The sequence below is a fragment of the Streptomyces sp. enrichment culture genome (genome assembly GCF_964272855.1).
Lineage (GTDB): Bacteria > Actinomycetota > Actinomycetes > Streptomycetales > Streptomycetaceae > Streptomyces.
The window spans coordinates 6,829,333-6,853,656 of sequence record NZ_OZ186847.1 but is presented as its reverse complement, the minus strand read 5'-3'; the positions used below and the strand labels follow the sequence as shown (position 1 = coordinate 6,853,656).

The following is a 24,324-nucleotide window of genomic DNA, read 5'->3' as shown; positions in this document are numbered from 1 at the left end:
CGCCAGGAGATCACTCGCGCACCCTGCGTAACAGCGAACGGGCATACGAAAGCCGTTCACCCAGGAGGGTGAACGGCTTTCGTGAGACCCCTTCGGGGGCGCGGCGAACCGCGGTCAGCCCACCGACGAGTAGGCGACGACGCCCCGCAGCAGCCCGTCGACCGCCTTGCGCGCGGCCTTCGGCACGGTCGACCCCTCCGCGGGGGCCGCCGCCTGGATCTGCCCGAGCACGTCGATGACCTGCTTGCACCACCGCACGAAGTCACCGGCCGGCATCTCCGCCTCGCGCAGCACCTCGTCGAGGCCCTTGCCCGAGGCCCACATGTACGCGGCCCACGCGAACCCGAGGTCCGGCTCCCGCTGCCCGACGCCCTCGGTCTGGTTGATGCGGTACTCCTCCTCCAGGGCGTCCAGCCGCCCCCAGATCCGCACCATCTCGCCGAGCGCGGCCTTCGCGTTGCCGGACGGCAGCTTCGGGGCGAGCGCGTCGTCACCGACCCGCGCCTCGTACACCAGCGCCGAGACACACGCGGCGAGCTCGGCCGGGCCGAGCCCTTCCCAGACCCCGGCGCGCAGGCACTCGCTGGCCAGCAGGTCCAGCTCGCCGTAGAGCCGGGCGAGCCGCTTGCCGTGCTCGGTGACCTCGTTGTCGCGCAGATAGTCCAGCTCGGTCAGCAGCGCGACGATCCGGTCGAAGGTCCGGGCGATGGTGTTGGTGCGTCCCTCGATGCGGCGCTCCAGCTGCTTGGTGTCCCGCAGCAGCCGGTGGTACCGCTCGGCCCAGCGCGCGTGGTCCTCACGGTCGTTGCACCCGTGACACGGGTGCGCCCTGAGCGCCGCCCGCAGCCGCGCGATCTCCCGGTCGTCCGCGGCCTGCGAGCGGCGCTTGCGGTGCCGCTCGGGCGGGATGTGCCCGGCCTTGCTGCGCAGCGCGGACGCCAGGTCCCGTCGGGACTGCGGCGAGCGCGGGTTGAACGAGCGCGGGATCCGCATCCGGTCCAGCGGCTCCACCGGCACCGGGAAGTCCATCGACGCCAGCCGCTTGACCTGCCGTTCGGCGGTGAGCACCAGCGGGCGCGGCCCGTCGTGGTGCTCCAGGCCCCGGTGCCCGTTGGACCGCCCGGCCGGCAGCCCCGGGTCGAGCACCAGCGCCAGCCCGGCGTACTTGCCGGTCGGCACATGGATGACGTCGCCGGGCTTGAGCCGCTCCAGCGCGACGGCGGCCTCGGCGCGCCGCTGCGCCGCGCCCTGCCGGGCCAGCTCGGTCTCACGGTCCTTCAGCTCCCGGCGCAGTCGCGCGTACTCCTCGAAGTCGCCGAGGTGGCAGGTCATGGACTCCTTGTAGCCGTCCAGACCCTCCTCGTTGCGCTGCACCTGCCGGGAGATGCCGACGACCGACTTGTCGGCCTGGAACTGGGCGAACGACGTCTCCAGCAGCTCGCGCGAGCGGTGCCGCCCGAACTGCTCGACCAGGTTGACCGCCATGTTGTACGACGGCTTGAAGCTGGAGCGCAGCGGATACGTCCGGGTGCCCGCCAGGCCCGCCAGGTGCTCGGGGCTCATGCCGCGCTGCCACAGCACGACCGCGTGACCCTCGATGTCGATGCCGCGCCGCCCGGCGCGGCCGGTCAGCTGGGTGTACTCGCCCGGGGTGATGTCGGCGTGCTGCTCGCCGTTCCACTTGACCAGCTTCTCCAGCACCACCGACCGGGCGGGCATGTTGATGCCCAGCGCCAGCGTCTCGGTGGCGAAGACGGCCTTGACCAGCCCGCGGACGAACAGTTCCTCGACGACCTCCTTGAACGTCGGCAGCATGCCCGCGTGGTGGGCGGCGATACCGCGCTCCAGGCCCTCCAGCCACTCGTAGTACCCGAGGACGTGCAGGTCCTCCGGAGGGATCGACGAGGTGCGTTCCTCGACCAGCGACCGCACCTGTTCCCGTGCCGCCTCGTCGTTGAGCCGCAGTCCGGCGTACAGGCACTGCTGGACGGCGGCCTCGCAGGCGGCGCGGCTGAAGATGAAGGTGATCGCCGGGAGCAGCCCCTCGGCGTCCAGCCGCTCGATGACCTCGGGCCGGCTCGGCGTCCACACGCGCGAGCGCTGCCGCCGCTCCCGCTCCCGGTCGGCCTCGCGCATCGCCCGGCCGCGCCGGCGGTCCTGGAACGACGGCCGGGTGGCCTCCATGCGCGCCATGCGCGTGAGGTCGGGGTTGACGGCCTTGCGGTGGCCCTCGCCCTCCTCGAACAGGTCGTACATCCGGCGCCCGGCGAGGACGTGCTGGAACAGCGGGACGGGCCGGTGCTCGGAGACGATCACCTCGGTGTCGCCGCGGACGGTGTCCAGCCAGTCGCCGAACTCCTCCGCGTTGGACACGGTCGCCGACAGTGACACCAGCGTCACCGACTCGGGCAGGTGGATGATCACCTCTTCCCAGACCGCGCCACGGAAGCGGTCGGAGAGGTAGTGCACCTCGTCCATGACCACGTAGCCCAGGCCGAGGAGGGTCTGCGAGCCCGCGTACAGCATGTTCCGCAGCACCTCGGTGGTCATCACGACCACCGGGGCGCCGGAGTTGACGCTGTTGTCGCCGGTGAGCAGGCCGACCTTCTCCGTGCCGTAGCGGCGGCACAGGTCGTTGTACTTCTGGTTCGACAGCGCCTTGATAGGCGTTGTGTAGAAGCACTTCTTGCCCTGTCGCAGGGCGAGGTGGACGGCGAACTCGCCCACGATCGTCTTGCCCGAGCCGGTGGGAGCGGCCACCAGTACGCCCTTGCCCGCCTCCAGGGCCTGGCAGGCCTCGATCTGGAAGGGGTCGAGACCGAAGTCGTACATCTCGCGGAAGGACGCGAGCGCGGTGGCCTGCTCGGCTGCCCGCCTGCGGGCTGCCGCGTACCGCTCGGCCGGTGAGAGGTCCTGTGTCATCGTGCTTTCGAGCGTACCGGGCCGCACTGACAACAGGACGATCATTATCGGGATCCGGTCCTGTGAATCCGGCGATAGCCCCAGCTCAGGGGCCCGCGACCCGGACCGCGCCGGGCACGCAGCGCGCGGTCAGCGGCAGCGGTCCCAGCGGTTCGCCGTCGGCGTACCCGGTGATCCCCTCGGCCGCCAGCTCGACCGTCGCCGCGCGGTGCACGGTGACCTTGGGGTGGTCGACGTGCCCGCCCCGATAGACCGTCGGGAAGACCCGCAGCAGCGTGCGCCGGGAGCAGTCCCCGACGACGGTGACGTCGAACAGCCCGTCGGCGAGGTCGGCACCGGGGCAGATGCGCATCCCGCCGCCGTACGACGATCCGTTGCCGACCGCGACCAGGGTCGCCTCGACCTCGCGCGCGGCTCCGTCGTCGAGGGTGATCCGGTACCGGAACGGCCGGAAGGCGGCCATTTCGGCGAGCATCGCGAGGTCGTACTTGAGGCGGCCGGCGGGCCATCGCATGCGGTTGCCCCGGTCGTTGACGCGGGAGTCGAAGCCGGAGGCCAGCACGGTGCCGAACCAGCGGTCCCCGGCCCGGCCGAGGTCGATGTCGCGCAGCCGGTCCTCTTTGAGGGCGTCCGCGATCAGCCGGCCCGCGGCGGCCGGGTCCCGCACCGGCAGACCGAGGGCGCGGGCGAAGTCGTTGCCGGTGCCGACGGCGACCAGGCCGAGCGGGGTGCGGGTGCCGGCGACGGCCTGCAAGGCCAGGTTGACCATGCCGTCCCCGCCGACGGCGATCAGGGCACCGGTGCCGCCGGCCACGGCGGCCCGCGCGCGGGCGAGGGCGTCCCGGGCGTCCTCCCCGAGGACCGTCCGGACCGAGAAACCGGCCGCCCGCAACGCGGAAGCGGCCGGCTGCGCCGCGTGGGCGCCCCGGCCGCGGCCCGCGGTGGGGTTGACGAAGAGAGTGATCTCGCTGGTCACGCAGTGACCTTACGAGGTGCGTCCCGCTCCTCAGGTCACGTCGTCATAACCGTTGACCCGGTCCCTGGTCGCCTGTTCGGGCAGCGCGGGGGCGGCGGCGACCGCCTCGATCTCGCCGATGTCCTCGGGGGTCAGGTCCAGCTCGGAGGCCTCGTCGTCGGCGGGGCCCAGGGCCTCACGGCGGCTGCGGCGGCGGTCGTTGACGAGCGAGACGACCACGGCGCCGAAGTACAGGATCCAGATCGGCCCGGCGAGCGCCAGCATGGTCAGCGGGTCGGTGCTGGGCGTGGCGATGGCCGCGAAGACCGTGATGCCCATGATCATGCCGCGCCACCAGCCGAGCATCCGCTTGCCGGAGATGGCGCCGGTGAAGTTGAGCATGACCAGCAGCAGCGGCAGCTCGAAGGAGAGGCCGAAGACGATGACCATCCGGGTCACCAGGTCGAGCAGGTCGTCCAGCGGCAGCAGGTTGTCGACGCCGAACGGCGTGAACTCGATCAGGACCTTCGCCGTGGTGGGCAGCACCTTGTAGGCGAAGAAGGCGCCGCCGAGGAAGAGCGGGAAACCGGTGCCGACGAACGCGTAGGCGTACTTCTTCTCGTGCTTGTGCAGACCGGGCGCGACGAAGGCCCACAGCTGGTACAGCCAGACCGGTGCGGCCAGCACGACACCGGCCATCAGGGACACCTTCAGCGCCAGTGTGAACGGGGTGAGCAGACCGTTGATCGTGATCTGCGCGCACGGGTCCTTGGCGTCCTCGGGCAGCCTCGCCAGCTCCTCGAAGGACTCCTTGCAGCCGACCGACTTCAGGATCGGCTCGGTGAAGAAGTTGATGATGTCGTTGTAGAAGAAGGCGGCGACGACCGTGACGACGACGATCGCCAGCAACGCCTTCGCGAGCCGGTTGCGTAGCTCACGAAGGTGCTCCGCGAGGGGCATCCGCCCCTCGGGATCCTTCTCCTGCTTGCGGGCAGACTTCAGCAACCCACGTTCCCATCTCGTGCGGCGGGCCGGAGGTCACCGGCCCTGCGTCAGCGCTTGGTCGTGTCCGTCGGCTCGGTGACCGGGCGGGAGCTGGTCACGTCGCCGGGGGCGGCCTGGATGACGCGCTGCGCGGGCTGCTCGTCGGAGTTGTTCGGCGGGTCGGCCGGGGCCGAGGACTTGCCGTCCTCCTTCATCGCCTTGGCCTCGCTCTTGAGGATGCGCGCGGACTTGCCGAGCGAGCGGGCCATGTCCGGAAGCTTCTTCGCGCCGAACAGCAGGATGATGACGACGAGGATGAGAATGATCTCGGGGGCTCCGAGCTTCCCGAACATAAGCTTTTACCTTCTCACCGAGGCGGGTGGGTGGGCGGCTGTCCGACCGGTCGGACAGGTGTCCGAACGACCGTGCTGGCAGCGATCGTAACGCTCAGGGGTAAACGTCCGGCAATCCCCGTGCGTACTCCCGGTTCGCGATCCGGGCCTCGTTTTCCGGACCGCGACCAGCAGCGTACCTGGCAGGTGGGCCGACTCGACAGGGCGAAGCGGCCCAAAGCACATGAACTCACCGGACTCACAGGGGCCGCACAGCGCGACCCGCGACGCGGCTCACAGCGCGGCTCCCGGTGCGGCTCACAGCGCGTCCGCGGAGCGGGCCGCGCTGACGGCGGCGCGCTCCAGGTCCTCGGCGGCGCGGTTGATGCGGCGCGCGGAGTCGGCGACCTGCAGGCCGAGGCGCCGCGCCTCCACGAAGACCCGCACGGCGAGCACACCGAGAACGGCAAGACCCAGGAAACCCACAGCAACCGCGAACATCGGCCAGAACATGACGCCGAGCCTAGACCGTCCTAGACCGTCGAGTGGAGCCGCAGGGTCCGCACGCCGCCGCCGGTGAGCAGTTCGACGATCCGCTCCCCCGCGGGCTTGCGGACGGCCGCCCCGCACTCGGGGCAGGTGAACGAGTAGAACGTCGTACGGCTGCTGGCGCCGATGGCCAGCCGCAGGGCGCTCGCAGCGAGTTCGAAGCGGCCCCGGCAGTCCGGGCAGCCGGCCTTGAACACCACCGGGGTGGCGCTGCGCATCCCGGCGAACGCCGAGGCCACCGACACACCGCGGACGCCGGACGCCGACTCGCTCACAGTCCCTGCTCCTGCCTGTCGAACAGCTCGTCGTGAACGGGGTTTTCGAGACCGTCGTACGCGGCCAGCGCCTCGCGGGCGACCCGGCGGGCGCTCTCGGCCAGTTCGGCCGGGGCGACGATCCGTCCGTCCCGGCCGAGGCGCAGCGCGAGGCGGCGCAGCGAGGCCGGGTCGGGGGTGCGCAGGGTGATCCGCAGACCGCCGTCCGGGAGTTCCTCGGCGCTGTCGTGCGGGTAGTACTCGGCGACCCACCGGCCGCCGGGGCCGACCTCGACGATCACCTCGGGGTCCTCGGCCGCGGGCTGCACCAGCCCCTCGGACAGGTCCCGCAGCTCGATCTCGGGCGGCGCGGAGGGCTCGTCGAGGATGCGGATCTCGGCGACCCGGTCGAGCCGGAAGGTGCGGCGCGCCTCGGAGCGGCGGCACCACGCCTCGACATAGGTGTGGCCGACGCTGACCAGCCGGATGGGGTCGATCTCGCGCTCGGTGACCTCGTCGCGGGCCGGCGAGTAGTAGCGGATCCACAGCCGGCGGCGCTCGGAGATCGCCCGGTCGACGTCGGCGAAGACCCCGCCCTCCGACTCGAAGGTCACCGACAGCCGGGAGCTGGCGCCCGCCGCCTCGCCCGCCGCGGTCTCCACCTTGGCGGTGGCCCGCAGCAGGGCCTGCCGGTCGCTCTCGCGCAGCCCGGGCAGGGTGGCCACCGCGCGGGCGGCCACCAGCAGAGCGGTCGCCTCGTCGGCGGCGAGCCGCAGCGGCTCGGCCGCCTCCGCACCGAGGGCGGCCGGGTTGTGCCACCAGATGCGCTCGCCGTCGGTGTCGATGTCCAGCAGGTCGCCGCCGCGGAAGCTGGTGCCGCACATGGGCAGCACGTCGAGGTCGGAGACCAGCTCCTCCTCGGTGATGCCGAAGGCGCGGGCGACGTCCTCGATCCGGGCGCCGGGGCGCTCCTTGAGATACGTCACCAGGGAGAGCATCCGCCGCGTCTGGTCGATCGCGTTCACGGGCCTGACCGGTCTGCCTGCCACTGTCCGTCCCCCTCCCCCTCAGCCCTTGGCGACGGCGCGCAGCCGGTCCACCACGTCGGCCCGCAGCTCCGCGGGCTCCAGCACCACCACGTCCGGCCCGAACTCCACCAGCCAGGCGTCCAGCCCGTGCCCGTACGGAATCTCCAACTCGTCCCAGCCGTCGTCGAGTTCCCGGACCGCGGTGGCCTTCGCCCGCAAGGGGTACCCGGCGCCGGCGCGCAGCCGGATGCGCGCGCTGCGGTCGGCGGTCTCGCCCGCCCAGCCGGCGACGGTCTCGCGCACGGTGACCACGTCGGGCACCGGCGCGGTGAAGCGGGCGCCACGCGAGCGCACCTTGCCGGTGATCCGGGACAGCCGGAACACCCGCTCCGCGCCCCGGTCGCGGTCCCAGCCCGCGAGGTACCAGTGGCCGCGCCAGCACTCCAGCGCCCACGGCTCGACGTGCCGGGCCTCGGGCTGCGCGGCGTTGGCCTTGCGGTACTCGAAGACGACGGGACGGCGGTCGCGGCAGGCCAGCATCAGCGGCTCGAAGGCGGCCTCGTGCACGGGGATGCGCGGCTCCAGGGCGCCGTGGGCCTCGTAGGGGTCCACGTCCTCCGGCAGTCCGGCCGCGCGCAGCTTCTGCAGGGCGCCGCTGGCCGCGCCGGCCAGTCGGGCCTGCTGCCACACCTTGGCGGCCAGGCCCAGGGCGGCGGCCTCCTCGGCGTCGAGGGTGATGGGCGGGAGGCGGTTGCTGTCGCGGCGGGCCAGGTAGCCGACCTCGCCTTCCAGGTTCTCGACGGTCTCGATGACGAGCCCCAGCTCACGCAGGTCGTCCTTGTCCCGCTCGAACATCCGGTTGAAGGAGTCGTCGGAACCGGGCACGCCCCTGTCCGGCCCGAAGGCCTCCATGTAGGCCTCGATGGACTCGCGCAGCTCGCGCTTGCTGAGCGGACGCCGCGTCCCCAACAGACACAGCGCCAGGTTCATCAGCCGCTCGGCCTTGGCAATGGCCATCGACGCCCTTCGCCTTCCCTATGGTGCTTCCGACCGTTGACCGTACCGCTCCGGGGTGCCGTGACAAAAGCCGAGGGCCCACGCCTGGACAGGCATGGGCCCCGGATGATCGGAACCGGTCGGCTCCCGTACGCGCCTCGCACGAGGATCGGAACGTCTTCTGATCGTTCCCGACCCCCGTACGACGATCAGGCGGCGATCGGACTGCGATCAGACGCCGAGCAGGTCGACGACGAAGATCAGCGTCTCGCCGGGCTTGATCGCCGGGGTCGGGCTCTGGTTGCCGTAGGCGAGGTGGGCCGGGATGGTCAGCTGGCGGCGGCCGCCGACCTTCATGCCCTGCACGCCCAGGTCCCAGCCCTTGATGACCCGGCCGCCGCCCAGCGGGAAGCGGAACGGGGTGCCCCGGTTCCAGCTCGCGTCGAACTCCTCACCCGTGCTGAAGGCGACACCCACGTAGTGGACGGTGACGGTCTGGCCCTCCTGCGCCACCGGGCCGTCGCCCTCCCAGATGTCCTTGATCTCGAGGTCCGCCGGGGGCTCGCCGCCCGGAAAGTCGATCTCGGGCTTATCGATGCTCACGTCTTCGCTCCTGCGTGTGTACGACAAGTAACGCGGCCAGTCTTTCATCCCACCCGGCCCACCCGTGACCAGCCACTCCATCGAAGGCGGAGGTTGCCGACCCGGCCGGCTCCGGTATGTTCGCCGCGTGAACCACAGAGTGGCCCTGGTGGCGTGCTTCCTCATACCGGCTCTCTGGGGAGCCGGAAGCCTCCTGAGTGCCCTGACGGCCTCGGCGGAAGTGGTCTGCCCCGGGGAGAACGCCGGCGAGGACGGGGAGGAACGCCCCGGACCGATGCGGCCCGGGGACACCCGGTGCGCCGTGCTGGACGGAACGCTCGGCGTGGGGACCCGGAACTACGAGCAGCAGCGGCTCGCCCAGTCCCTGGAGCGGCGCGAGGACGCGAGGAACGGCGTCCTGCTCCTGGCCTACGGCACCGGCGGGACGCTCCTGGCGTGGCGCGCCACCAGGCCCGGCTCCCGCGCGGACTGAGCCCCGCCGGTGACCGGCCGCCTCACATCTTGGCGAGGATGTCCACCGTGAACACCAGCGTCGCGCCCTTGGCGATGCCGCTGCCCTCCGGCGGGTTGTCGCCGTAGCCCAGGTCCGGCGGGATCACGATCAGTACGCGGCTGCCGACCTTCTTGCCGGTCAGCCCCTGGGACCAGCCCTTGACGACCTGCTGGAGCGAGAAGGACGTCAGCGCCTTGCGGCTGTACGTGGAGTCGAACTCCTTGCCGTTGTCCCACTGCACGCCCTTGTACTGCACGAGCACGCTGTCCTCGGCGCCGACCGCCGCGCCGTCGCCCTCGAGGATGTAGTTCGCGACCAGCTTCCCGGGCGGGTCCGTCTTCGGGACCTCGACGGACGGCGCCTTGCCGTCCGTGTTGGTGCCGACCTCGGGCAGGTCGGCGTCGTCCTGGTCGACCTCGGTGCCCTTGGCCGAGCTCTTGGCGTTGAAGGTGGCCTGCAGGTCCACGACGAAGACCAGCGTGTCGGTGCCCTTGATGCCCGCCTGGGACTGGCCCTGCTCGCCGTAACCCCAGGTCGGGGGCACCGAGAACTGGACCCGGCTGTCGGTCTTCTTGCCGGTCAGCGCATACCGCCAGCCGTCGATGATGCTGCCCTGCGCGAGCTGGATCACCAGCGGCGTCTCACGGTCGTAGGAGTTGTCGAAGACCTTCGCGGTGGCCCAGATCTGACCCAGGTAGTTCGCCTGGACGTAGTCGCCCTCCGCGACGGTCTGACCGCCTCCCGCGATGACCGTCTTCACCGCGAGGTCCTTCGACGGGTCACCGCTGCCCTTGGCGACCGTCGGCTTCTCGTCGAACTTCGTGCCCGCGGTGATCGCCGGCAGCGGACCGTCGACGATCTTCGGCGACGGCGCGGCGGACGCGTCCGGCGCCGAGGGCGAGGCGCCGTCGGTGGCCTTGCTCGAATCGGCCTTGTCCTCGCCGCATCCGGCGAGCGTGACCAGTCCAGCGGGAACGGCAATCATCAGTGAGCGTCGGCGCACGGTGGGGGCCTCGTAATCGATCGATCGTGTTGATGGCGTGCGCGCAACTCTACGGCGTGAGAAGGGCGCCGTACGGGTAACGTACGGCGCCCGTGTGGCGTTCCGGCATTCAGCCCGGAAACCCGCCGACTCACATTCCGGCGATCAGCTTCTCCACCCGGTCGTCCACCGAACGGAACGGGTCCTTGCACAACACGGTGCGCTGCGCCTGGTCGTTGAGCTTCAGATGCACCCAGTCGACCGTGAAGTCCCGGCGCTGCTCCTGCGCCCGCCGGATGAAGTCACCGCGCAGCCGCGCCCGAGTCGTCTGCGGCGGAACCGACTTTCCCTCGAAGATCTTCAAGTCGTTGCAGATCCGCGCGGCTTGACCCTTCTTCTCCAGCAGGTAGTACAGGCCCCGACGACGGTGGATGTCGTGGTACGCGAGGTCTATCTGCGCGACCCGCGGATGCGACATCGTCATGTTGTGCTTGGCCCGGTACCGCTCGATGAGCTTGTACTTCATGACCCAGTCGATCTCGGTGTCGATCCGGTCGAGGTCCTCCGTCTCGATCGCGTCGAGCGTGCGGCCCCACAGCTCCAGGACCTGCTCCACCGTGCCGGTGCGGATGCCGCGCCGCTCGCAGAAGTCCAGCGCCTTCTCGTAGTACTCGCGCTGCACCTCCAGAGCCGACGCCTCCCGGCCGCTGGCCAGGCGCACCTTGCGGCGACCCGTGATGTCGTGGCTGACCTCACGGATCGCCCGGATCGGGTTCTCCAGGGTCAGGTCACGCATCACCGTGCCCGCCTCGATCATGCGCAGCACCAGGTCCGTGGCGCCCACCTTCAGCAGCATGGTCGTCTCGGACATGTTCGAGTCGCCCACGATGACGTGCAGGCGGCGGTAGCGCTCGGCGTCCGCGTGCGGCTCGTCGCGCGTGTTGATGATCGGCCGGGAACGGGTCGTCGCCGACGAGACGCCCTCCCAGATGTGCTCGGCCCGCTGGCTCACGCAGTACACCGCACCGCGCGGCGTCTGCAGCACCTTCCCCGCGCCGCACAGCAGCTGCCGGGTGACCAGGAACGGGATGAGGATGTCCGCGAGCCGCGAGAACTCCCCGTGCCGGGCCACCAGATAGTTCTCGTGGCAGCCGTAGGAGTTGCCCGCCGAGTCGGTGTTGTTCTTGAAGAGGTAGACGTCGCCCGCGATTCCCTCCTCGTGCAGGCGTCGCTCCGCGTCCACCAGGAGTCCTTCGAGAATGCGCTCGCCGGCCTTGTCGTGGGTGACCAGTTCGATCACATTGTCGCATTCGGGTGTGGCATATTCCGGATGCGATCCCACGTCGAGATAGAGGCGGGCGCCGTTCCGCAGAAAGACATTGCTGCTTCGGCCCCATGACACGACACGGCGGAAGAGGTACCGCGCCACCTCGTCAGGCGACAGACGGCGCTGTCCCCTGAACGTGCACGTGACGCCGTACTCGTTCTCCAGCCCGAAAATGCGGCGGTCCATGAGTGAACATTACGCCCGATCCCCTGAACTGAAACGGGGTTCGACAGCACGATTTGGATCATTTTCCGATGAAGACGCAACGACCGCGGTCCGCGCGGGAGCTGCGAGTACCCGACCCGTGGCCAGAAGAACCAGCAGCGACACACCCCCGGCGGCACCCGGCAGGGCGAATCCCCACAGCGCCCCGCCCCACTCCACGACCGGACCCGCCAGGCCCGTACCGACCGACGCACCCACCGTGAACGTCGTCACCAGCCACGAGAACGCCTCCGTCACCGTCCCCCTCGGCGCGTGCCGGTCCACGATGACGAACGCGCACGCGATCGCGGGCGCCAGGAACACCCCGGAGAGGGCCGTCAGCGCCGTCATCGCCACCGCGCCCGGCATCAGCATCAGCGGCAGGTAACACACCGCCAGAAGACCCACCAGCACCCGCAGTCGCCGCTCCGGCGCACCGGCCCACTGCCGCGCCCCGTACACCGCGCCACCGACCAGCGCGCCCAGCCCCAGGGCCGCCATCAGCCAGCCGTAGACCGCGTCACCGCCGTGGTCGTCCGCGTACGACACCGCCGCGACCGTGATCGAACCGAGCGCCACACCCACGAAGAGGAACGCGCCGAGCAGGGCGATCAGTCCCGGCGAGCGCAGCGCGCCCAGCCAGTGCGCCTCGCGCGGAGCCGACCGCCACGCGCGCGAGGGCGGCGACACCACGACGGACAGGGCACCGAGCACACCGATCACGTTCAGCACCAGCAGGGCCGCCTGCGCGGACCACAGGGCCGTGCAGAGGGTGACCAGCAGCGGGCCGACCGTGAACATCACCTCCTGCGCCACCGCGTCCATCGCGTACGCGGTGTGCACCTGGCCCTCCTTGCGCAGCACCGACGGCCACAGGGCCCGCAGACCGCCCTCCAGCGGCGGGGTGAACAGCCCGGCCGCGGCCACGGCGGCGTACGACAGCGCCGGCGGCTCGGTGCCCGCGAGCGCGAAGACGGCCATCGCCAGCGCCGACAGGACGGCCGCGGGCAGCTGCACACGCGGCTGGCCGTGCAGGTCCACCAGGCGGCCGAGCAGCGGCTGCCCCACCGCGTTGGCGACGCCGTACACGGCGGCCAGCGCCCCGGCGAGGCTGTACGAACCGCCCTCCGCGCGGACGAACAGCACGATCGCGATCGCGGCCGTGGCGTTCGGCAGCCGGCCCACCAGCGTGCCCACCAGCAGGCGGGCGGCGTGCCTCGCCCTGAGGATCTCCAGGTACCCCGCGGCCATGTGCCCCGCCCTCCGGCTTGAGGTTTTACGTATAACTTCCTCCGTCATACGTACCATGTGCGCTGTTCACCCGTCCAGGCCGAGCCCGGGCGCGACCCCGACCGAGGAGCAGCCGCCGGTGGCACGAGCCAGCACCCGCCCCACGAGCCGCGACGTCGCCGAAGCCGCCGGCGTCTCCCAGGCCGCCGTGTCGCTGGTGCTCGGCGAGAAGTGGCGCGGCCGCGTCTCCGAGACCACCGCCGAACGCGTCCGCCGCGCCGCACGCGACCTCGGCTACCGGCCCAACCTCGCCGCCCGCAACCTCCGCCTCGGCCGCACCCGCACCGTACTGCTCGTCGTCCCCGCCCTGACCACCGAGTTCTTCGCCGGCGTCTACACCGGCGCCGCCCGCGTCGCCGCCGCCCACGGCTTCGGCGTCGTCCTCTACCCCTCCCCCGAAGGCATCGGCCCCGCCCGCGACCCCTTCGCCTCCGCCCAGGCCGCCCTCGACGGCGTCATCGCCTCCTCCATGGCCGCCGACGCCCTCACCGCCATCCGCGGCGACCAGCTCCCCCTCGTGATGCTCGACAGCGACCCCGACGGCAGCCTCGGCGCCGCCACCGTCAACCTCGACATCGCCGACGGCATCCGACAGATCACCGAACACCTGCTCGACCTCGGCCACCGCCGCTTCCTGCACCTGGCCGCCGACGTCCCCTCCTGGACCTTCGAGGTACGCGCCCGCGAACTCGCCGCACGGCTCGGCACCGTCCCCGGCACGACCCTGCGCACCGCACCCGCGCCCATCCACATCGACGACGCCCTGACCGCCGCCGAGACCGCGCTCACCGGCCCCGGCCCCCGCCCCACCGCGATCATCTGCGACGACGACAAACTCGCCGCCGGCGCCTACAAGGCCGCCCGGCGACTCGGCCTGCGCATCCCCGACGACATCTCCGTCACCGGCCTCGACGACCTCGCCCTGGCCACCGCCATCGACCCCGAACTCACCACCGTGCGACTCGACGCCGAGCTCTTCGGCGAGCGCGGCATGAAGGCCCTGCTGGCCGTCCTGGAGGGCCGCACGCCCGCCCGCGGCGACATCCCGGTCGAGTTGGTCGTACGGGGCTCCACGGCGCCGCCACCGGCCCCCTGAACGCCGCGTGCCCCGGACCTCGAAAGGCCGGGGCACACTCACGGAGACAAGGCGGAGCCGGAGGCGACTACTCCTCCTCGGAGCCCTCGGCCGACTCGGCCGACTCGCCCTCCGACCTCGCGGCGGCGTCGTCCGCCAGCAGCCGCGACAGCTGCCGGCTGGTGATCCGCTTGAACTTGCGCTTCTGCGGACGCGTACGGTCCAGCACCGCGACCTCCAGGCGCTCGGCGGGGATCTCCCGCTGCGTGCCGTTCGACTCGCGGGACAACGCCTGCACGGCCAGCTTCAACGCCTCCGAGAGGGTCATACCGTCCTGATGACGCTGATCCAGATAGTTGCTGATCAGCTCCGCGTTGCCACCCACCGCGACCGAACCGTGCTCGTCCACGATCGAACCGTCGTGCGGCAGCCGATAGATCTGGTCGGACTCCGGCGTCTCACCGACCTCGGCGACCACCAGCTCCACCTCGTACGGCTTCTCACCGACACTCGAGAAGATCGTGCCCAGCGTCTGCGCGTACACGTTCGCCAGACCCCGCGCGGTGACATCGCCCCGGTCGTACGTGTAGCCACGCAGATCGGCGTAGCGCACGCCGCCGATCCGCAGGTTCTCGTACTCGTTGTACTTGCCGGCCGCCGCGAAACCGATCCGGTCGTAGATCTCGCTGAACTTGTGCAGCGCGCGGGACGGGTTCTCACCGACGAACACGATGCCGTCGGCGTACTGCAGCACGACCAGACTCCGGCCGCGCGCGATGCCCTTGCGGGCGTACTCGGCCCGGTCGGCCATGGCCTGCTGAGGTGAGACATAGAACGGCGTCGACACCGGTTATCCGTCCCTTTCTGTGGAAGTCACTGGATCACCTACAACAACAGCGCCCGCGCTCAGAGCAGCGCGGCCCGCGGACCGTCGGGCTGCTCCAGACGCCGCTCCAGCACCGAGCGGGCGATCTGCGAGGACTCGTCCTCGGTGAGCCGGCGGAAGCCGTCCTCGGTGATCACGGTGACGATCGGGTAGATCCGGCGGGCGACATCGGGACCACCGGTCGCCGAGTCGTCGTCTGCCGCGTCGTACAGAGCCTGCACCACGAGCGTCGTGGCCTGCTCCTCGGTCAGGTCCTCACGGAAGAGCTTCTTCATCGCACCGCGCGCGAAGATCGAACCGGAGCCGGTGGCCGCGTACCCCTGCTCCTCGGAACGGCCGCCCGTCACGTCGTACGAGAAGATGCGGCCCTTGTCGCGGTCCAGGTCGTAACCGGCGAAGAGCGGCACCACGGCCAGACCCTGCATGGCCATGCCCAGGTTCGAACGGATCATCGTCGACAACCGGTTCGCCTTGCCCTCCAGTGAGAGCTGGGCACCCTCCACCTTCTCGAAGTGCTCCAGCTCCAGCTGGAACAGCTTCACCATCTCGACGGCCAGACCGGCCGTGCCGGCGATGCCGACGGCCGAGTACTCGTCCGCCGGGAAGACCTTCTCGATGTCCCGCTGCGCGATGACGTTGCCCATCGTGGCCCGGCGGTCACCGGCGAGCACGACACCGCCGGGGAACGTCACGGCCACGATCGTCGTGCCGTGCGGGGCCTCGACCACGCCCTGCGTGGGCGGGAGTTGCCGGTTGCCGGGCAGCAGCTCGGGCTGGTGGTCCGACAGGAAGTCCATGAAAGAAGAAGATCCAGGCGTCAGGAAGGCAGCTGGTAGACGCCCGGTGCTACGAGTGTTGGCTTCCACGCGATTCCTTCCACGTAAGCAGCAGCCCGCCTTATGGCATCGGGCCGATCCTTGAACTGCCCCAGCGCGGCGTTGCAGCTGAAGCACAGTACGCCACGGACCCTACCCGTCTCATGGCAGTGATCCACATGCGCGGCGGGGGCGGAAAGACATATGCAGCAGATGCCCCCTTGGCTGTCGATCAGCGCGTCGCGTTCGGCTTCGGTGATGCCGTACTGACGCTTCAGATGATCTTGCCGCCCTTGCACCGCCCGGCAGGTCTTGCAGCGGGTCGGCAGGCCGTCCGATGCGGACGCGTTGCGGTGCCACTCGCTGTGCGGCTTGACTTCGCCGCATGAGCGGCAGAGCTTGTGGCCGGGCGGCACATCGACCTTCGTACGGACCGGCTTGCCCATGGCCTCCCGGCGGCGCCGGTAGTGCGCTGCGCTGTACTGCGCCACGCACTCCCGGCACCGCACCTGAAGGCCGTCGCTCCGGTTCCTGTCCCGTGCGAACGCGGTCGGCTGCAAACACCGCCCGCAGCCCGTGCACCGTTTCCCGGGCGTCTCCTCACCCATCCCCCGTACCTTCACTTCAAAGGCAAGTGAGTCCGAGCGCCTTTACTCGCCACCCTTTTGCACGAAGGAGCGCACGAAATCCTCGGCGTTTTCCTCGAGTACGTCGTCGATCTCGTCCAGAACCGAGTCCACGTCGTCGCTCAGCTTCTCGTGACGCTCCTTGAGGTCCTCCGAAGCCTGCGCCTCCGCCGCCTGCTCCTCGACCTCCTCGGTCGACCGGGTGGCCTTCTGCTGTCCGCCGCCGGTGTCCTTGGTCGCCATAACCCTCACCCCGCTCGGTTCGCCCGACACAGTTGCTCGGTCAAGATCAGACCCTACTCGCCGGGTCTGACAATGGCCCCGCAGTTTCTCCAACGTACGGGGCCCACCTCGATGATTCCCGGACACGGTGGTTTCCACCCTGCCCGGGCGGCACTTCCCGGGTACCCGCTCAGCCGCCGGAGAGCACCCTGACCAGGTCCTCGGCGGTGCGGCAGCGGTCCAGGAGCTCCTTGACGTGATTACGCGTTCCGCGAAGCGGTTCCAGGGTTGGGACGCGCTGCAGCGAGTCCCGGCCCGGGAGGTCGAAGATCACCGAGTCCCAGGAGGCCGCCGCGACGTCGTCCGCGTACTGCTCCAGGCAGCGCCCGCGGAAGTAGGCGCGGGTGTCCTCCGGCGGCTTCTGCTTGGCCCGCTCGACCTCCGCGTCGTCCAGCAGCCGCTTCATGCGCCCGCGGGCCGCGAGGCGGTTGTAGAGGCCCTTCTCGGGGCGTACGTCGGCGTACTGGAGGTCGACGAGGTGGAGCCTCGCGGCGTCCCAGTCGAGGTTGTCGCGGCGGCGGTAGCCCTCCATGAGCTCGCGCTTGGCGACCCAGTCCAGTTCGCCGGCCAGGCTCATGGGGTCGTGTTCGAGCCGGTTGAGGGTGTCCTCCCAGCGGGACAGGACGTCCTTGGTCTGCGCGTCGGCGTCGGCTCCGAAGCGTTCCTCCACGTATTTGCGCGACAGCTCGTAGTACTCCATCTGGAGCTGGACCGCGGTGAGCGTGCGGCCGCTGCGGAGCGTGATGAGGCGCTTGAGGGAGGGGTCGTGCGACACCTGGTGCAGGGTGCGGACGGGCTGGTCCACGGCCAGGTCCACCGCGATGAAGCCGTCCTCGATCATGGACAGGACCAGGGCGGTGGTGCCCAGCTTGAGGTACGTCGAGATCTCGGAGAGGTTCGCGTCGCCGATGATCACGTGGAGGCGGCGGTATTTCTCCGCGTCCGCGTGCGGCTCGTCGCGGGTGTTGATGATGGGGCGCTTGAGGGTGGTCTCGAGGCCGACCTCGACCTCGAAGTAGTCCGCGCGCTGGCTGAGCTGGAAACCGTGTTCGTGGCCGTCCTGGCCGATGCCGACGCGGCCGGCGCCGGCGAAGACCTGGCGGGAGACGAAGAAGGGCGTCAGGTGGCGCACGATGTCCGAGAAGGGGGTCTCCCGCTTCATCAGGTAGTTCTCGTGCGTGCCGTAGGAGGCGCCCTTGTTGTCGGTGTTGTTCTTGTAGAGGTGGATGGGCTGGGCCCCGGGCAGCTGAGCGGCCCGTTCGGCGGCCTCGGCCATGATCCGCTCGCCGGCCTTGTCCCAGAGGACGGCGTCGCGGGGGTTGGTGACCTCGGGCGCGCTGTACTCCGGGTGTGCGTGGTCGACGTAGAGCCGTGCGCCGTTGGTGAGGATGACATTGGCGAGGCCGATGTCCTCGTCGGTGAGCTGGCTGGAGTCGGCGGCCTCGCGGGCGAGGTCGAAGCCCCGCGCGTCGCGCAGCGGATTCTCCTCCTCGAAGTCCCAGCGGGCCCGGCGGGCCCGGTGCATCGCCGCCGCGTAGGCGTTGACGATCTGGGACGAGGTGAGCATGGCATTGGCGTTGGGGTGGCCGGGGACGGAGATCCCGTACTCCGTCTCGATGCCCATTACTCGCCGTACGGTCATGCGGCCCTCCTTGCCCGGCGTAGCCCTCGGTCGTGGGCTCCGCTCAGATACCGCTGGTGCTCTGTCGCGTGTGCGGTGCCCGTCCCCGCACTGCGCGACTCGGCGGTACGGAAGAGCCTAGAACGCCTTTGCGCCGGTGTGGAGATCATTTGCGTCATTGCCTGCTCCAGCCGTGGCCGGAAAAACAGTCGGCTGCGGGTACCCGGAAAGGGCACCCGCAGCCGCCCTGTGTTTTACAGGTACTGTCCGGTGTTCGCCACCGTGTCGATGGAGCGTCCGGTGTCCGCGCCCTGCTTTCCGGTGATGAGGGTGCGGATGTAGACGATCCGCTCGCCCTTCTTTCCGGAGATCCGGGCCCAGTCGTCCGGGTTGGTGGTGTTCGGCAGGTCCTCGTTCTCCTTGAACTCGTCCACGCATGCCTGGAGGAGGTGGGAGACGCGGAGGCCCTTTTGGTTGTGCTCGAGGAAGTCCTTGATCGCCATTTTCTTGGCGCGGCCGACGATGTTCTCGATCATGGCGCCGGAGTTGAAGTCCTTGAAGTAGAGGACTTCCTTGTCGCCGTTGGCGTAGGTGACCTCGAGGAAGCGGTTCTCCTCGGATTCGGCGTACATGTGTTCCACTGCCGTCTGGATCATGGCCTGGACGCATGCGGCCTTGTCGCTGCCGTGCTCGCCGAGGTCCTCGGCGTGCAGCGGGAGGCGTTCTGTGAGGTACTTGCCGAAGATGTCCTTGGCCGCTTCGGCGTCCGGACGTTCGATCTTGATCTTGACGTCGAGCCGGCCGGGTCGCAGGATCGCGGGGTCGATCATGTCCTCGCGGTTGGAGGCGCCGATCACGACCACGTTCTGCAGGCCTTCCACGCCGTCGATCTCGGCGAGCAGCTGCGGGACGATGGTGTTCTCCACGTCCGAGCTGACGCCGGAGCCGCGGGTGCGGAAGAGGGATTCCATCTCGTCGAAGAAGACGATGACGGGGGTGCCCTCGCTGGCCTTCTCGCGGGCTCGCTGGAAGACCAGGCGGATCTGCCGCTCGGTCTCGCCGACGTACTTGTTGAGAAGCTCGGGACCCTTGATGTTGAGGAAGAAGCTCTTGCCGGCGGCCTGGCCGGTGACCTCGGCGACCTTCTTGGCCAGCGAGTTGGCGACGGCCTTGGCGATGAGCGTCTTGCCGCATCCGGGGGGCCCGTAGAGCAGGACGCCCTTGGGCGGCCGCAGTTCGTGCTCCTTGAACAGGTCGGGGTAGAGGTACGGGAGCTCGACCGCGTCGCGGATGGCTTCGATCTGGTTGCCGAGGCCGCCGATCTGCTCGTAGCCGATGTCGGGGACCTCTTCGAGGACGAGTTCCTCGACCTCGCTCTTGGGGACGACCTCGTAGACGTAGCCGGAGCGGGGTTCGAGCAGGAGGGCGTCGCCGGGGCGGATGGTGACGTCCAGCAGCGGCTCGGCGAGCCGTACCACCCGTTCCTCGTCGGTGTGCCCGAGCACCAGGGCGCGCTCGCCGTCCTCGAGGATCTCCTTGAGGGTGACGATGTCCCCGACGCGCTCGAACTCCATGGCTTCGACCACGTTGAGCGCTTCGTTGAGCATTACTTCCTGGCCGCGCCGGAGTTCTTCGACCTCGACGCTGGGGCTGACGTTCACGCGGAGTTTGCGGCCTCCGGTGAAGATGTCGGCCGTGCCGTCCTCGTTCGCCGCGAGGAAGACACCGAAGCCGGCCGGCGGCTGTGCGAGCCGGTCGACCTCTTCCTTGAGGGCCACGATCTGGTCGCGGGCCTCACGGAGCGTGTTGGCAAGTCGCTCGTTCTGGGCGGACACGCCGGCCAGGTTGGTCTGCAGCTCGACGATCCGCTCTTCGAGAATCCTCGTGTGTCGCGGAGAGTCGGCGAGCTTGCGTCGCAGGACGGCGATCTCCTGCTCAAGGTAGGCGATCTGCCCGGCCGGGTCGTCGGACCCGCGTCCCGGGCGGATGCCGCGGTTCATGTCGTCGTCGTGGGCTGCCACGGTCCTCACCTCCTCCAAGGGGAGCTGGACGCTTCCAGACCCTACCTGGGTGGGTGTCGATTGAAACCCCTAGATCACAAAGACTGTCGGGGTGTGTCCGATCTTCACCCTTGCGCTCTCCCTCACGCCAGGGGAATACCCACCGAACGCGATTGGAAAGCGACCAGAGGTAGGGTCGAAGCGTTCAACACCCGCCAGAGCTGGCCGGATTCCCGTATGGCTCGGCGCAGAAAACGGCAGGAGAGATGACCGTGCAGCAGGAGGCCGGAGTCGTCGGCGAGGCGCTGGAGGTCTGGATCGATCAGGATCTCTGTACCGGCGACGGCATCTGCGCTCAGTACGCGCCCGAGGTGTTCGAGCTGGACATCGACGGTCTGGCCTATGTGAAGGGCGCCGACGAGGAGCTGCTTCAGGCGCCGGGCGCCACAACGCCCGTGCCGCTGCCGCTCCTCACGGATGTGATCGACTCGGCGAAGGAGTGTCCCGGCGAGTGCATCCACGTACGTCGGGTTTCGGACAGCGTCGAGGTCTATGGACCGGACGCAGAGTGACTGAATAAGCACCCTGCGTTACGACTGTCTGATTTCTCACACCATTTGGTGGCGTGCGTCAGACGCTGCGGGCCTCCACGGGTGACGAGCGGACGAACGAGCCGTTCTTCCACCGCCACTTCGCGTTCTCCTCGACGTCCGGGCAGCAGGTGGGCACGTCGGGGGTCGAGTAGCCGAGCAGGGTCGTGAGGACTTCGCCGTCGCGTACGGCGAAGTCCTTGACCGTGTAGCGGTCCTTGGGGTCGACGAGGGTGGCCACCACGCGCGTGTGGGCGTCGTCCGCGCCGCGGGTGAGGACGTACACGCCGTCGGGCGGGGTGCTGATACCGGCGTCGCAGTGCACCACGGCGACCGTCTCCGGCCGGCCGTCGCCGTCGAGGTCCCCGGTCGCCTCGCGTTCCACGACGGCTTGCACGGGCCCGCATTCGAGGGGGAACTTCACGCCGTCCGTGGCGGGCGCGGCGGCCACGGGGGCCGACTGCGTGCCGAGGCCCGGTTTCTGGGCGGCGGTGGCGGCGTCCGGCTGGAGGAACGAGGAGAGGGCCACGACACCGGCGAGCGCGGTGGCGGTGGCCAGCCAGTGGATGGGACGGGTGCGGGTGTGTGCCAGTTCCGGGACCGCGGATTGCTGCACTAGGAGTGTCTCCTGTGAGAGCTGTGCCGGTGGGGTGGCCTGCATGCTGCCACACCTCACAGGGCGGGGGAACCGCGGGGTCCGGGCCTGGTGGCGGTCGTCGCGGGACCAGGGGCTCTGCGGGGCCCCGGGGGCGCTGAAAAGCGCCGAGGGGCGTCAACAGCGCGGCGCCGTGGCCGAGTTCCGCGCGGGGCGCGGGAACTCGGGCACGGCGCCGGGACGTTGTACGCGGCACGGGGCCGCCCGGGCGGCCGGTGCCCGCGCGTCAGCGGCCGATGCCGCCGTCGGCGTTGGGGCCGGTGTAGTCCTCGCCGTAGGCGCCCTTGGCGGGGCGGCGGCGGCGCATGGGCGGCTCGACGCCGTCCGCGAGGCGGCGGGCGGTGAGGAGGAAGCCGGTGTGGCCGATCATCCGGTGGTCCGGGCGCACCGCCAGGCCCTCGATGTGCCAGTTGCGGATCATCGTCTCCCAGGCGGTCGGCTCGTTGAAGCAGCCGATCTCGCGGATGGACTCCACGGTCCGGGCGAGCTGGGTGGTGGTCGCGACGTAGCAGCACAGGATGCCGCCCGGGACCAGTGCCTTGGAGACGGCCTCCAGGCACTCCCAGGGGGCGAGCATGTCGAGGATGACGCGGTCGACGTCGGTGTCGCTCAGGTTGTCCTGGAGGTCGCCGACGGTGAGCTGCCAGGCGGGGTGCGGGCCGCCGAAGTAGCGCTCCACGTTCTGCTTGGCGATCTCGGCGAAGTCCTCGCGGCGCTCGTAGGAGTGCAGCATGCCCTGGTCGCCGATGGCCCGCAGCAGGAAGCTGCTGAGCGAGCCGGAGCCGACGCCGGCCTCCACGACGCGGGCGCCGGGGAAGATGTCGGCGAAGGCGAGGATCTGCCCCGCGTCCTTCGGGTAGACGACTGCTGCCCCGCGGGGCATGGAGAGGACGTAGTCGGGGAGCAGGGGGCGCAGCGCGAGATAGGCGACGTTCCCCGTCGTACGGACAACGCTGCCCTCGGGAGCGCCGATCAGCTCGTCGTGCGGGAAGGAACCCTTGTGGGTGTGGAAGTTCTTCCCGGCCTCGAGCGTGAACGTGTAGTGGCGGCCCTTGGGGTCGGTCAGCTGTACCTGGTCCCCGACCTTGAAGGGCCCGCGGCGGCGGGCGGCACCGGTCGGTTCGGACATGTGAACAGACTACCGGGGTTTGCGGGGGGCGCGGACCACGAGGTGGGCCCGGCCGTCGGCTAGGAGGGCCTGGCCATGGCCTTGACGAAGGCGCGCTCGACGTCGGCGGCGGAGAGGACGCCGTAGATCTCGCCGGTCCCCTCGACCACCAGGTACTCGGTGGCCGGGTGGGCGCGCAGTGCCTCCAGCAGGTCCTCGCCGGCCAGCTCGGCGGAGACCCGCATGCCGTCGGTGAGTTCCTGGGCGAGGCCGCTGACGGCGACCCAGGGGCGGCGGTGCTCGGGGACGCCGACGATGGCGGCCTCGCGGACCAGGGAGATCGGGGTGCCGTCGGCGTCGACGACGACCAGGGCGCGGGCGCCGGCCTCGTTGGCGCGGCGCAGGGCCTCGGAGAGGGGGGTGTCGGTCGGGACGGGCACCGCGCGGCGGGTGAGGGTGCGGGCGCGCAGTTCGGGGAGGTGTTCGCGGAGCCGGGCGACGCGGAGGCTGTTGCCGGCGCCGGTCCAGATGATCGCGGCGAGGATCGCGGCGAGCAGGGCGTCCATGACGGTGTCCATGCCGACGTTGTCGACGGCGTCGGAGCCGAGGAGGCCGGACTGGGTGAGCAGCGGCAGGCCGATCAGGACGGAGACGGCGAGGGCGCGGCCGACCCAGGCGGCGGCGATGGTGCCGCTCATCGGTCTGCCGGTGATCTTCCAGACGACGGCGCGGAGCATCCGGCCGCCGTCCAGGGGGAGGCCGGGCAGGAGGTTGAAGACGGCCACGATGAGGTTGGAGATCATCAGGCCGGCCAGCAGGACGCCGGGGACCGTGCCGGGTTCGACGGCCAGCATGGCGACGTAGAAGACGCCGGCGAGGACCAGGGAGAGCAGTGGGCCGACGAAGGCGAGCACGAACTCCCGGCCGGGGGTCTCGGCCTCCTTCTCGATCTCCGAGACGCCGCCGAAGAACTGGAGCTGGATGCGGCGGACCGGGAGTTTGAAGCGGATCGCGGCGACCGTGTGGGCCAGCTCGTGGACGAGGACGGAGGCGTAGAAGGCGACCGCGAAGAACAGGGAGACCAGGTAGCGGGCGGCGCCGAGCTCGGGCAGGACGCGGTCCAGCTGGCCGCCGAAGACCCAGGTGATCAGGGCGGCGACGAGGAACCAGCTGGGCGCGACGTACACCGGGACGCCGAACAGCCGGCCCATGAGCAGCCCGCCGCCGGGCTCGGGGCGCTCGGGTGCGGGGCCGTGGGCGCCGGAGTGGGCGTGGGCGCGCTCGTGGTCGTCGGCGGGTGCGGGGGCCTTGGCGAAGTCGGGGCCGCCGACGGGGAGGTCTTCGTGGCGCGCGCCGCCGGTCGCCTGGTCGCGGACGGCGGGCGCACGCTGCTCGGTATCGGCGTCGGCGTCGGTGTCGGGAGCGGCGTCGGCGTCGGCGTCGGGAGCTGTGGCGCCGGTGCCCGCTTCCCGGGCGGCGTCGTCGGAGGCGTCGGCGGGCTCCTCGGCGGAGCCGGAAGCCGGACCGGCGGTCGCGGCCTCGGGCTCCTCGTGCTTCTCGGTGCCGGGCTTCTCGGTGCCGGGGTGGGGCGGCTCGGCCGTGGGGTGCTGTCGCGGCGGTGTCGTCGCGTCGGAGGCCGGGTTCGTCGGTGCTGCGTGGTGTCCGGCCGGGTTGTCGTCGCCCGACCGCGGCTGCCCGCTCCCGCCGCTCTCGTCCACGGTGTCCCCTCGTTCGAAGCGTCGCCCCC

Annotated in this window: 24 protein-coding genes; 3 read left to right on the top strand and 21 right to left on the bottom strand. The window is 70.4% G+C overall.

All coding sequences use genetic code 11. The features are described 5' to 3' along the window. Nucleotides 1–114: 114 nt before the first annotated feature. From ACSU6L_RS30360 to ACSU6L_RS30320, 9 genes are all read right to left on the bottom strand, one after another. Complete coding sequence (locus ACSU6L_RS30360; protein WP_437061927.1) at nt 115–2,967, bottom strand: DEAD/DEAH box helicase; 2,853 nt, start codon at nt 2,965–2,967, stop codon at nt 115–117. A gap of 40 nt (nt 2,968–3,007) precedes the next feature. Then, nucleotides 3,008–3,898 (bottom strand): diacylglycerol kinase, encoded by an 891-nt coding sequence (locus ACSU6L_RS30355; protein ID WP_437061925.1) that lies wholly within the window; start codon nt 3,896–3,898, stop codon nt 3,008–3,010. A gap of 30 nt (nt 3,899–3,928) precedes the next feature. Further along, nucleotides 3,929–4,882: a twin-arginine translocase subunit TatC gene (gene tatC, locus ACSU6L_RS30350; RefSeq protein WP_437061923.1), complete on the bottom strand. Its 954-nt coding sequence runs from the start codon at nt 4,880–4,882 to the stop codon at nt 3,929–3,931. A 47-nt stretch (nt 4,883–4,929) separates the two neighbouring features. Then, nucleotides 4,930–5,214 carry a Sec-independent protein translocase subunit TatA gene (gene tatA / locus ACSU6L_RS30345; protein WP_073942050.1) on the bottom strand — a complete coding sequence of 95 codons (285 nt, stop codon included), beginning with the start codon at nt 5,212–5,214 and terminating at the stop codon, nt 4,930–4,932. 297 nt (nt 5,215–5,511) lie between these two features. Continuing rightward, a complete protein-coding gene (locus ACSU6L_RS30340; RefSeq protein WP_437061921.1) occupies nt 5,512–5,706 on the bottom strand; it encodes a hypothetical protein in 195 nt (64 codons plus the stop codon). Nucleotides 5,707–5,726: 20 nt separating this feature from the next. Further along, the gene (locus ACSU6L_RS30335) at nt 5,727–6,017 is read right to left on the bottom strand and encodes a hypothetical protein (RefSeq protein ID WP_437061919.1); all 291 of its coding nucleotides are present in this window, start codon (nt 6,015–6,017) and stop codon (nt 5,727–5,729) included. Continuing rightward, a complete protein-coding gene (locus tag ACSU6L_RS30330; RefSeq protein WP_437061917.1) occupies nt 6,014–7,045 on the bottom strand; it encodes a helix-turn-helix transcriptional regulator in 1,032 nt (343 codons plus the stop codon). The genes ACSU6L_RS30335 and ACSU6L_RS30330 overlap by 4 nt, the downstream gene beginning before the upstream one ends. Nucleotides 7,046–7,063: 18 nt before the next feature. Next, nucleotides 7,064–8,041, bottom strand: a complete 978-nt coding sequence (locus ACSU6L_RS30325) for a helix-turn-helix transcriptional regulator (protein ID WP_437061915.1) — start codon at nt 8,039–8,041, stop codon at nt 7,064–7,066. Between the two features lie 210 nt (nt 8,042–8,251). Next, complete coding sequence (locus tag ACSU6L_RS30320) at nt 8,252–8,623, bottom strand: FKBP-type peptidyl-prolyl cis-trans isomerase (RefSeq protein WP_437061913.1); 372 nt, start codon at nt 8,621–8,623, stop codon at nt 8,252–8,254. A gap of 127 nt (nt 8,624–8,750) precedes the next feature. On the opposite strand from ACSU6L_RS30320, the gene ACSU6L_RS30315 reads away from it, so the two are divergent. Then, nucleotides 8,751–9,095: a hypothetical protein gene (locus ACSU6L_RS30315; RefSeq protein WP_437061911.1), complete on the top strand. Its 345-nt coding sequence runs from the start codon at nt 8,751–8,753 to the stop codon at nt 9,093–9,095. Nucleotides 9,096–9,117: 22 nt separating this feature from the next. On the opposite strand, the gene ACSU6L_RS30310 is transcribed toward ACSU6L_RS30315, so the two are convergent. The 3 genes from ACSU6L_RS30310 to ACSU6L_RS30300 all read right to left on the bottom strand — a co-directional run bounded on the left by ACSU6L_RS30310 (nt 9,118) and on the right by ACSU6L_RS30300 (nt 12,880). Then, complete coding sequence (locus tag ACSU6L_RS30310) at nt 9,118–10,119, bottom strand: FKBP-type peptidyl-prolyl cis-trans isomerase (protein ID WP_437061909.1); 1,002 nt, start codon at nt 10,117–10,119, stop codon at nt 9,118–9,120. A gap of 130 nt (nt 10,120–10,249) precedes the next feature. Next, nucleotides 10,250–11,611 carry a Pup--protein ligase gene (pafA, locus tag ACSU6L_RS30305; protein WP_073942056.1) on the bottom strand — a complete coding sequence of 454 codons (1,362 nt, stop codon included), beginning with the start codon at nt 11,609–11,611 and terminating at the stop codon, nt 10,250–10,252. Between the two features lie 9 nt (nt 11,612–11,620). Next, on the bottom strand, nt 11,621–12,880 hold the full coding sequence (locus tag ACSU6L_RS30300) for an MFS transporter (protein ID WP_437061906.1): 1,260 nt from the start codon (nt 12,878–12,880) through the stop codon (nt 11,621–11,623). 118 nt (nt 12,881–12,998) lie between these two features. On the opposite strand from ACSU6L_RS30300, the gene ACSU6L_RS30295 reads away from it, so the two are divergent. After that, a complete protein-coding gene (locus tag ACSU6L_RS30295; protein WP_437061904.1) occupies nt 12,999–14,015 on the top strand; it encodes a LacI family DNA-binding transcriptional regulator in 1,017 nt (338 codons plus the stop codon). Between the two features lie 67 nt (nt 14,016–14,082). On the opposite strand, the gene prcA is transcribed toward ACSU6L_RS30295, so the two are convergent. From prcA to arc, 6 genes are all read right to left on the bottom strand, one after another. Further along, a complete protein-coding gene (prcA, locus tag ACSU6L_RS30290) occupies nt 14,083–14,841 on the bottom strand; it encodes a proteasome subunit alpha (protein WP_437061902.1) in 759 nt (252 codons plus the stop codon). A 59-nt stretch (nt 14,842–14,900) separates the two neighbouring features. Next, the gene (gene prcB / locus ACSU6L_RS30285) at nt 14,901–15,746 is read right to left on the bottom strand and encodes a proteasome subunit beta (RefSeq protein ID WP_437061900.1); all 846 of its coding nucleotides are present in this window, start codon (nt 15,744–15,746) and stop codon (nt 14,901–14,903) included. Further along, entirely contained in the window at nt 15,698–16,303 is a 606-nt protein-coding gene (locus ACSU6L_RS30280) for an endonuclease VII domain-containing protein (protein WP_437061898.1), read from the bottom strand. Before ACSU6L_RS30280 ends, prcB begins: the two co-directional genes overlap by 49 nt. 42 nt (nt 16,304–16,345) lie before the next feature. Beyond that, nucleotides 16,346–16,564, bottom strand: a complete 219-nt coding sequence (locus tag ACSU6L_RS30275; protein ID WP_031486664.1) for a ubiquitin-like protein Pup — start codon at nt 16,562–16,564, stop codon at nt 16,346–16,348. Nucleotides 16,565–16,733: 169 nt separating this feature from the next. Then, nucleotides 16,734–18,245 (bottom strand): depupylase/deamidase Dop, encoded by a 1,512-nt coding sequence (gene dop, locus ACSU6L_RS30270; protein ID WP_437061896.1) that lies wholly within the window; start codon nt 18,243–18,245, stop codon nt 16,734–16,736. A 233-nt stretch (nt 18,246–18,478) separates the two neighbouring features. Next, nucleotides 18,479–20,245 carry a proteasome ATPase gene (arc, locus tag ACSU6L_RS30265; RefSeq protein ID WP_073942063.1) on the bottom strand — a complete coding sequence of 589 codons (1,767 nt, stop codon included), beginning with the start codon at nt 20,243–20,245 and terminating at the stop codon, nt 18,479–18,481. A gap of 245 nt (nt 20,246–20,490) precedes the next feature. Between arc and ACSU6L_RS30260 the strand changes: the two genes are divergently transcribed. Next, complete coding sequence (locus ACSU6L_RS30260; protein ID WP_073942065.1) at nt 20,491–20,796, top strand: ferredoxin; 306 nt, start codon at nt 20,491–20,493, stop codon at nt 20,794–20,796. A gap of 58 nt (nt 20,797–20,854) precedes the next feature. Here ACSU6L_RS30260 and ACSU6L_RS30255 read toward each other — a convergent pair whose 3' ends face one another. The 3 genes from ACSU6L_RS30255 to ACSU6L_RS30245 all read right to left on the bottom strand — a co-directional run bounded on the left by ACSU6L_RS30255 (nt 20,855) and on the right by ACSU6L_RS30245 (nt 24,295). After that, a complete protein-coding gene (locus ACSU6L_RS30255; RefSeq protein ID WP_437061893.1) occupies nt 20,855–21,430 on the bottom strand; it encodes a hypothetical protein in 576 nt (191 codons plus the stop codon). 265 nt (nt 21,431–21,695) lie between these two features. Next, nucleotides 21,696–22,598, bottom strand: a complete 903-nt coding sequence (locus ACSU6L_RS30250) for a tRNA (adenine-N1)-methyltransferase (protein WP_073942067.1) — start codon at nt 22,596–22,598, stop codon at nt 21,696–21,698. A gap of 59 nt (nt 22,599–22,657) precedes the next feature. Continuing rightward, a complete protein-coding gene (locus ACSU6L_RS30245; RefSeq protein WP_437061891.1) occupies nt 22,658–24,295 on the bottom strand; it encodes a site-2 protease family protein in 1,638 nt (545 codons plus the stop codon). Nucleotides 24,296–24,324: the final 29 nt, after the last annotated feature.

Coding starts and splice junctions, on each gene's coding strand:
- ACSU6L_RS30360 (WP_437061927.1), bottom strand. CDS start 2,967: ATGATCGTCCTGTTGTCAGTGCGGCCCGGTACGCTCGAAAGCACGATG.
- tatA (WP_073942050.1), bottom strand. CDS start 5,214: ATGTTCGGGAAGCTCGGAGCCCCCGAGATCATTCTCATCCTCGTCGTC.
- ACSU6L_RS30340 (WP_437061921.1), bottom strand. CDS start 5,706: ATGTTCTGGCCGATGTTCGCGGTTGCTGTGGGTTTCCTGGGTCTTGCC.
- ACSU6L_RS30325 (WP_437061915.1), bottom strand. CDS start 8,041: ATGGCCATTGCCAAGGCCGAGCGGCTGATGAACCTGGCGCTGTGTCTG.
- pafA (WP_073942056.1), bottom strand. CDS start 11,611: ATGGACCGCCGCATTTTCGGGCTGGAGAACGAGTACGGCGTCACGTGC.
- ACSU6L_RS30300 (WP_437061906.1), bottom strand. CDS start 12,880: ATGGCCGCGGGGTACCTGGAGATCCTCAGGGCGAGGCACGCCGCCCGC.
- ACSU6L_RS30280 (WP_437061898.1), bottom strand. CDS start 16,303: ATGGGTGAGGAGACGCCCGGGAAACGGTGCACGGGCTGCGGGCGGTGT.
- ACSU6L_RS30275 (WP_031486664.1), bottom strand. CDS start 16,564: ATGGCGACCAAGGACACCGGCGGCGGACAGCAGAAGGCCACCCGGTCG.
- dop (WP_437061896.1), bottom strand. CDS start 18,245: ATGACCGTACGGCGAGTAATGGGCATCGAGACGGAGTACGGGATCTCC.
- ACSU6L_RS30260 (WP_073942065.1), top strand. CDS start 20,491: ATGACCGTGCAGCAGGAGGCCGGAGTCGTCGGCGAGGCGCTGGAGGTC.
- ACSU6L_RS30250 (WP_073942067.1), bottom strand. CDS start 22,598: ATGTCCGAACCGACCGGTGCCGCCCGCCGCCGCGGGCCCTTCAAGGTC.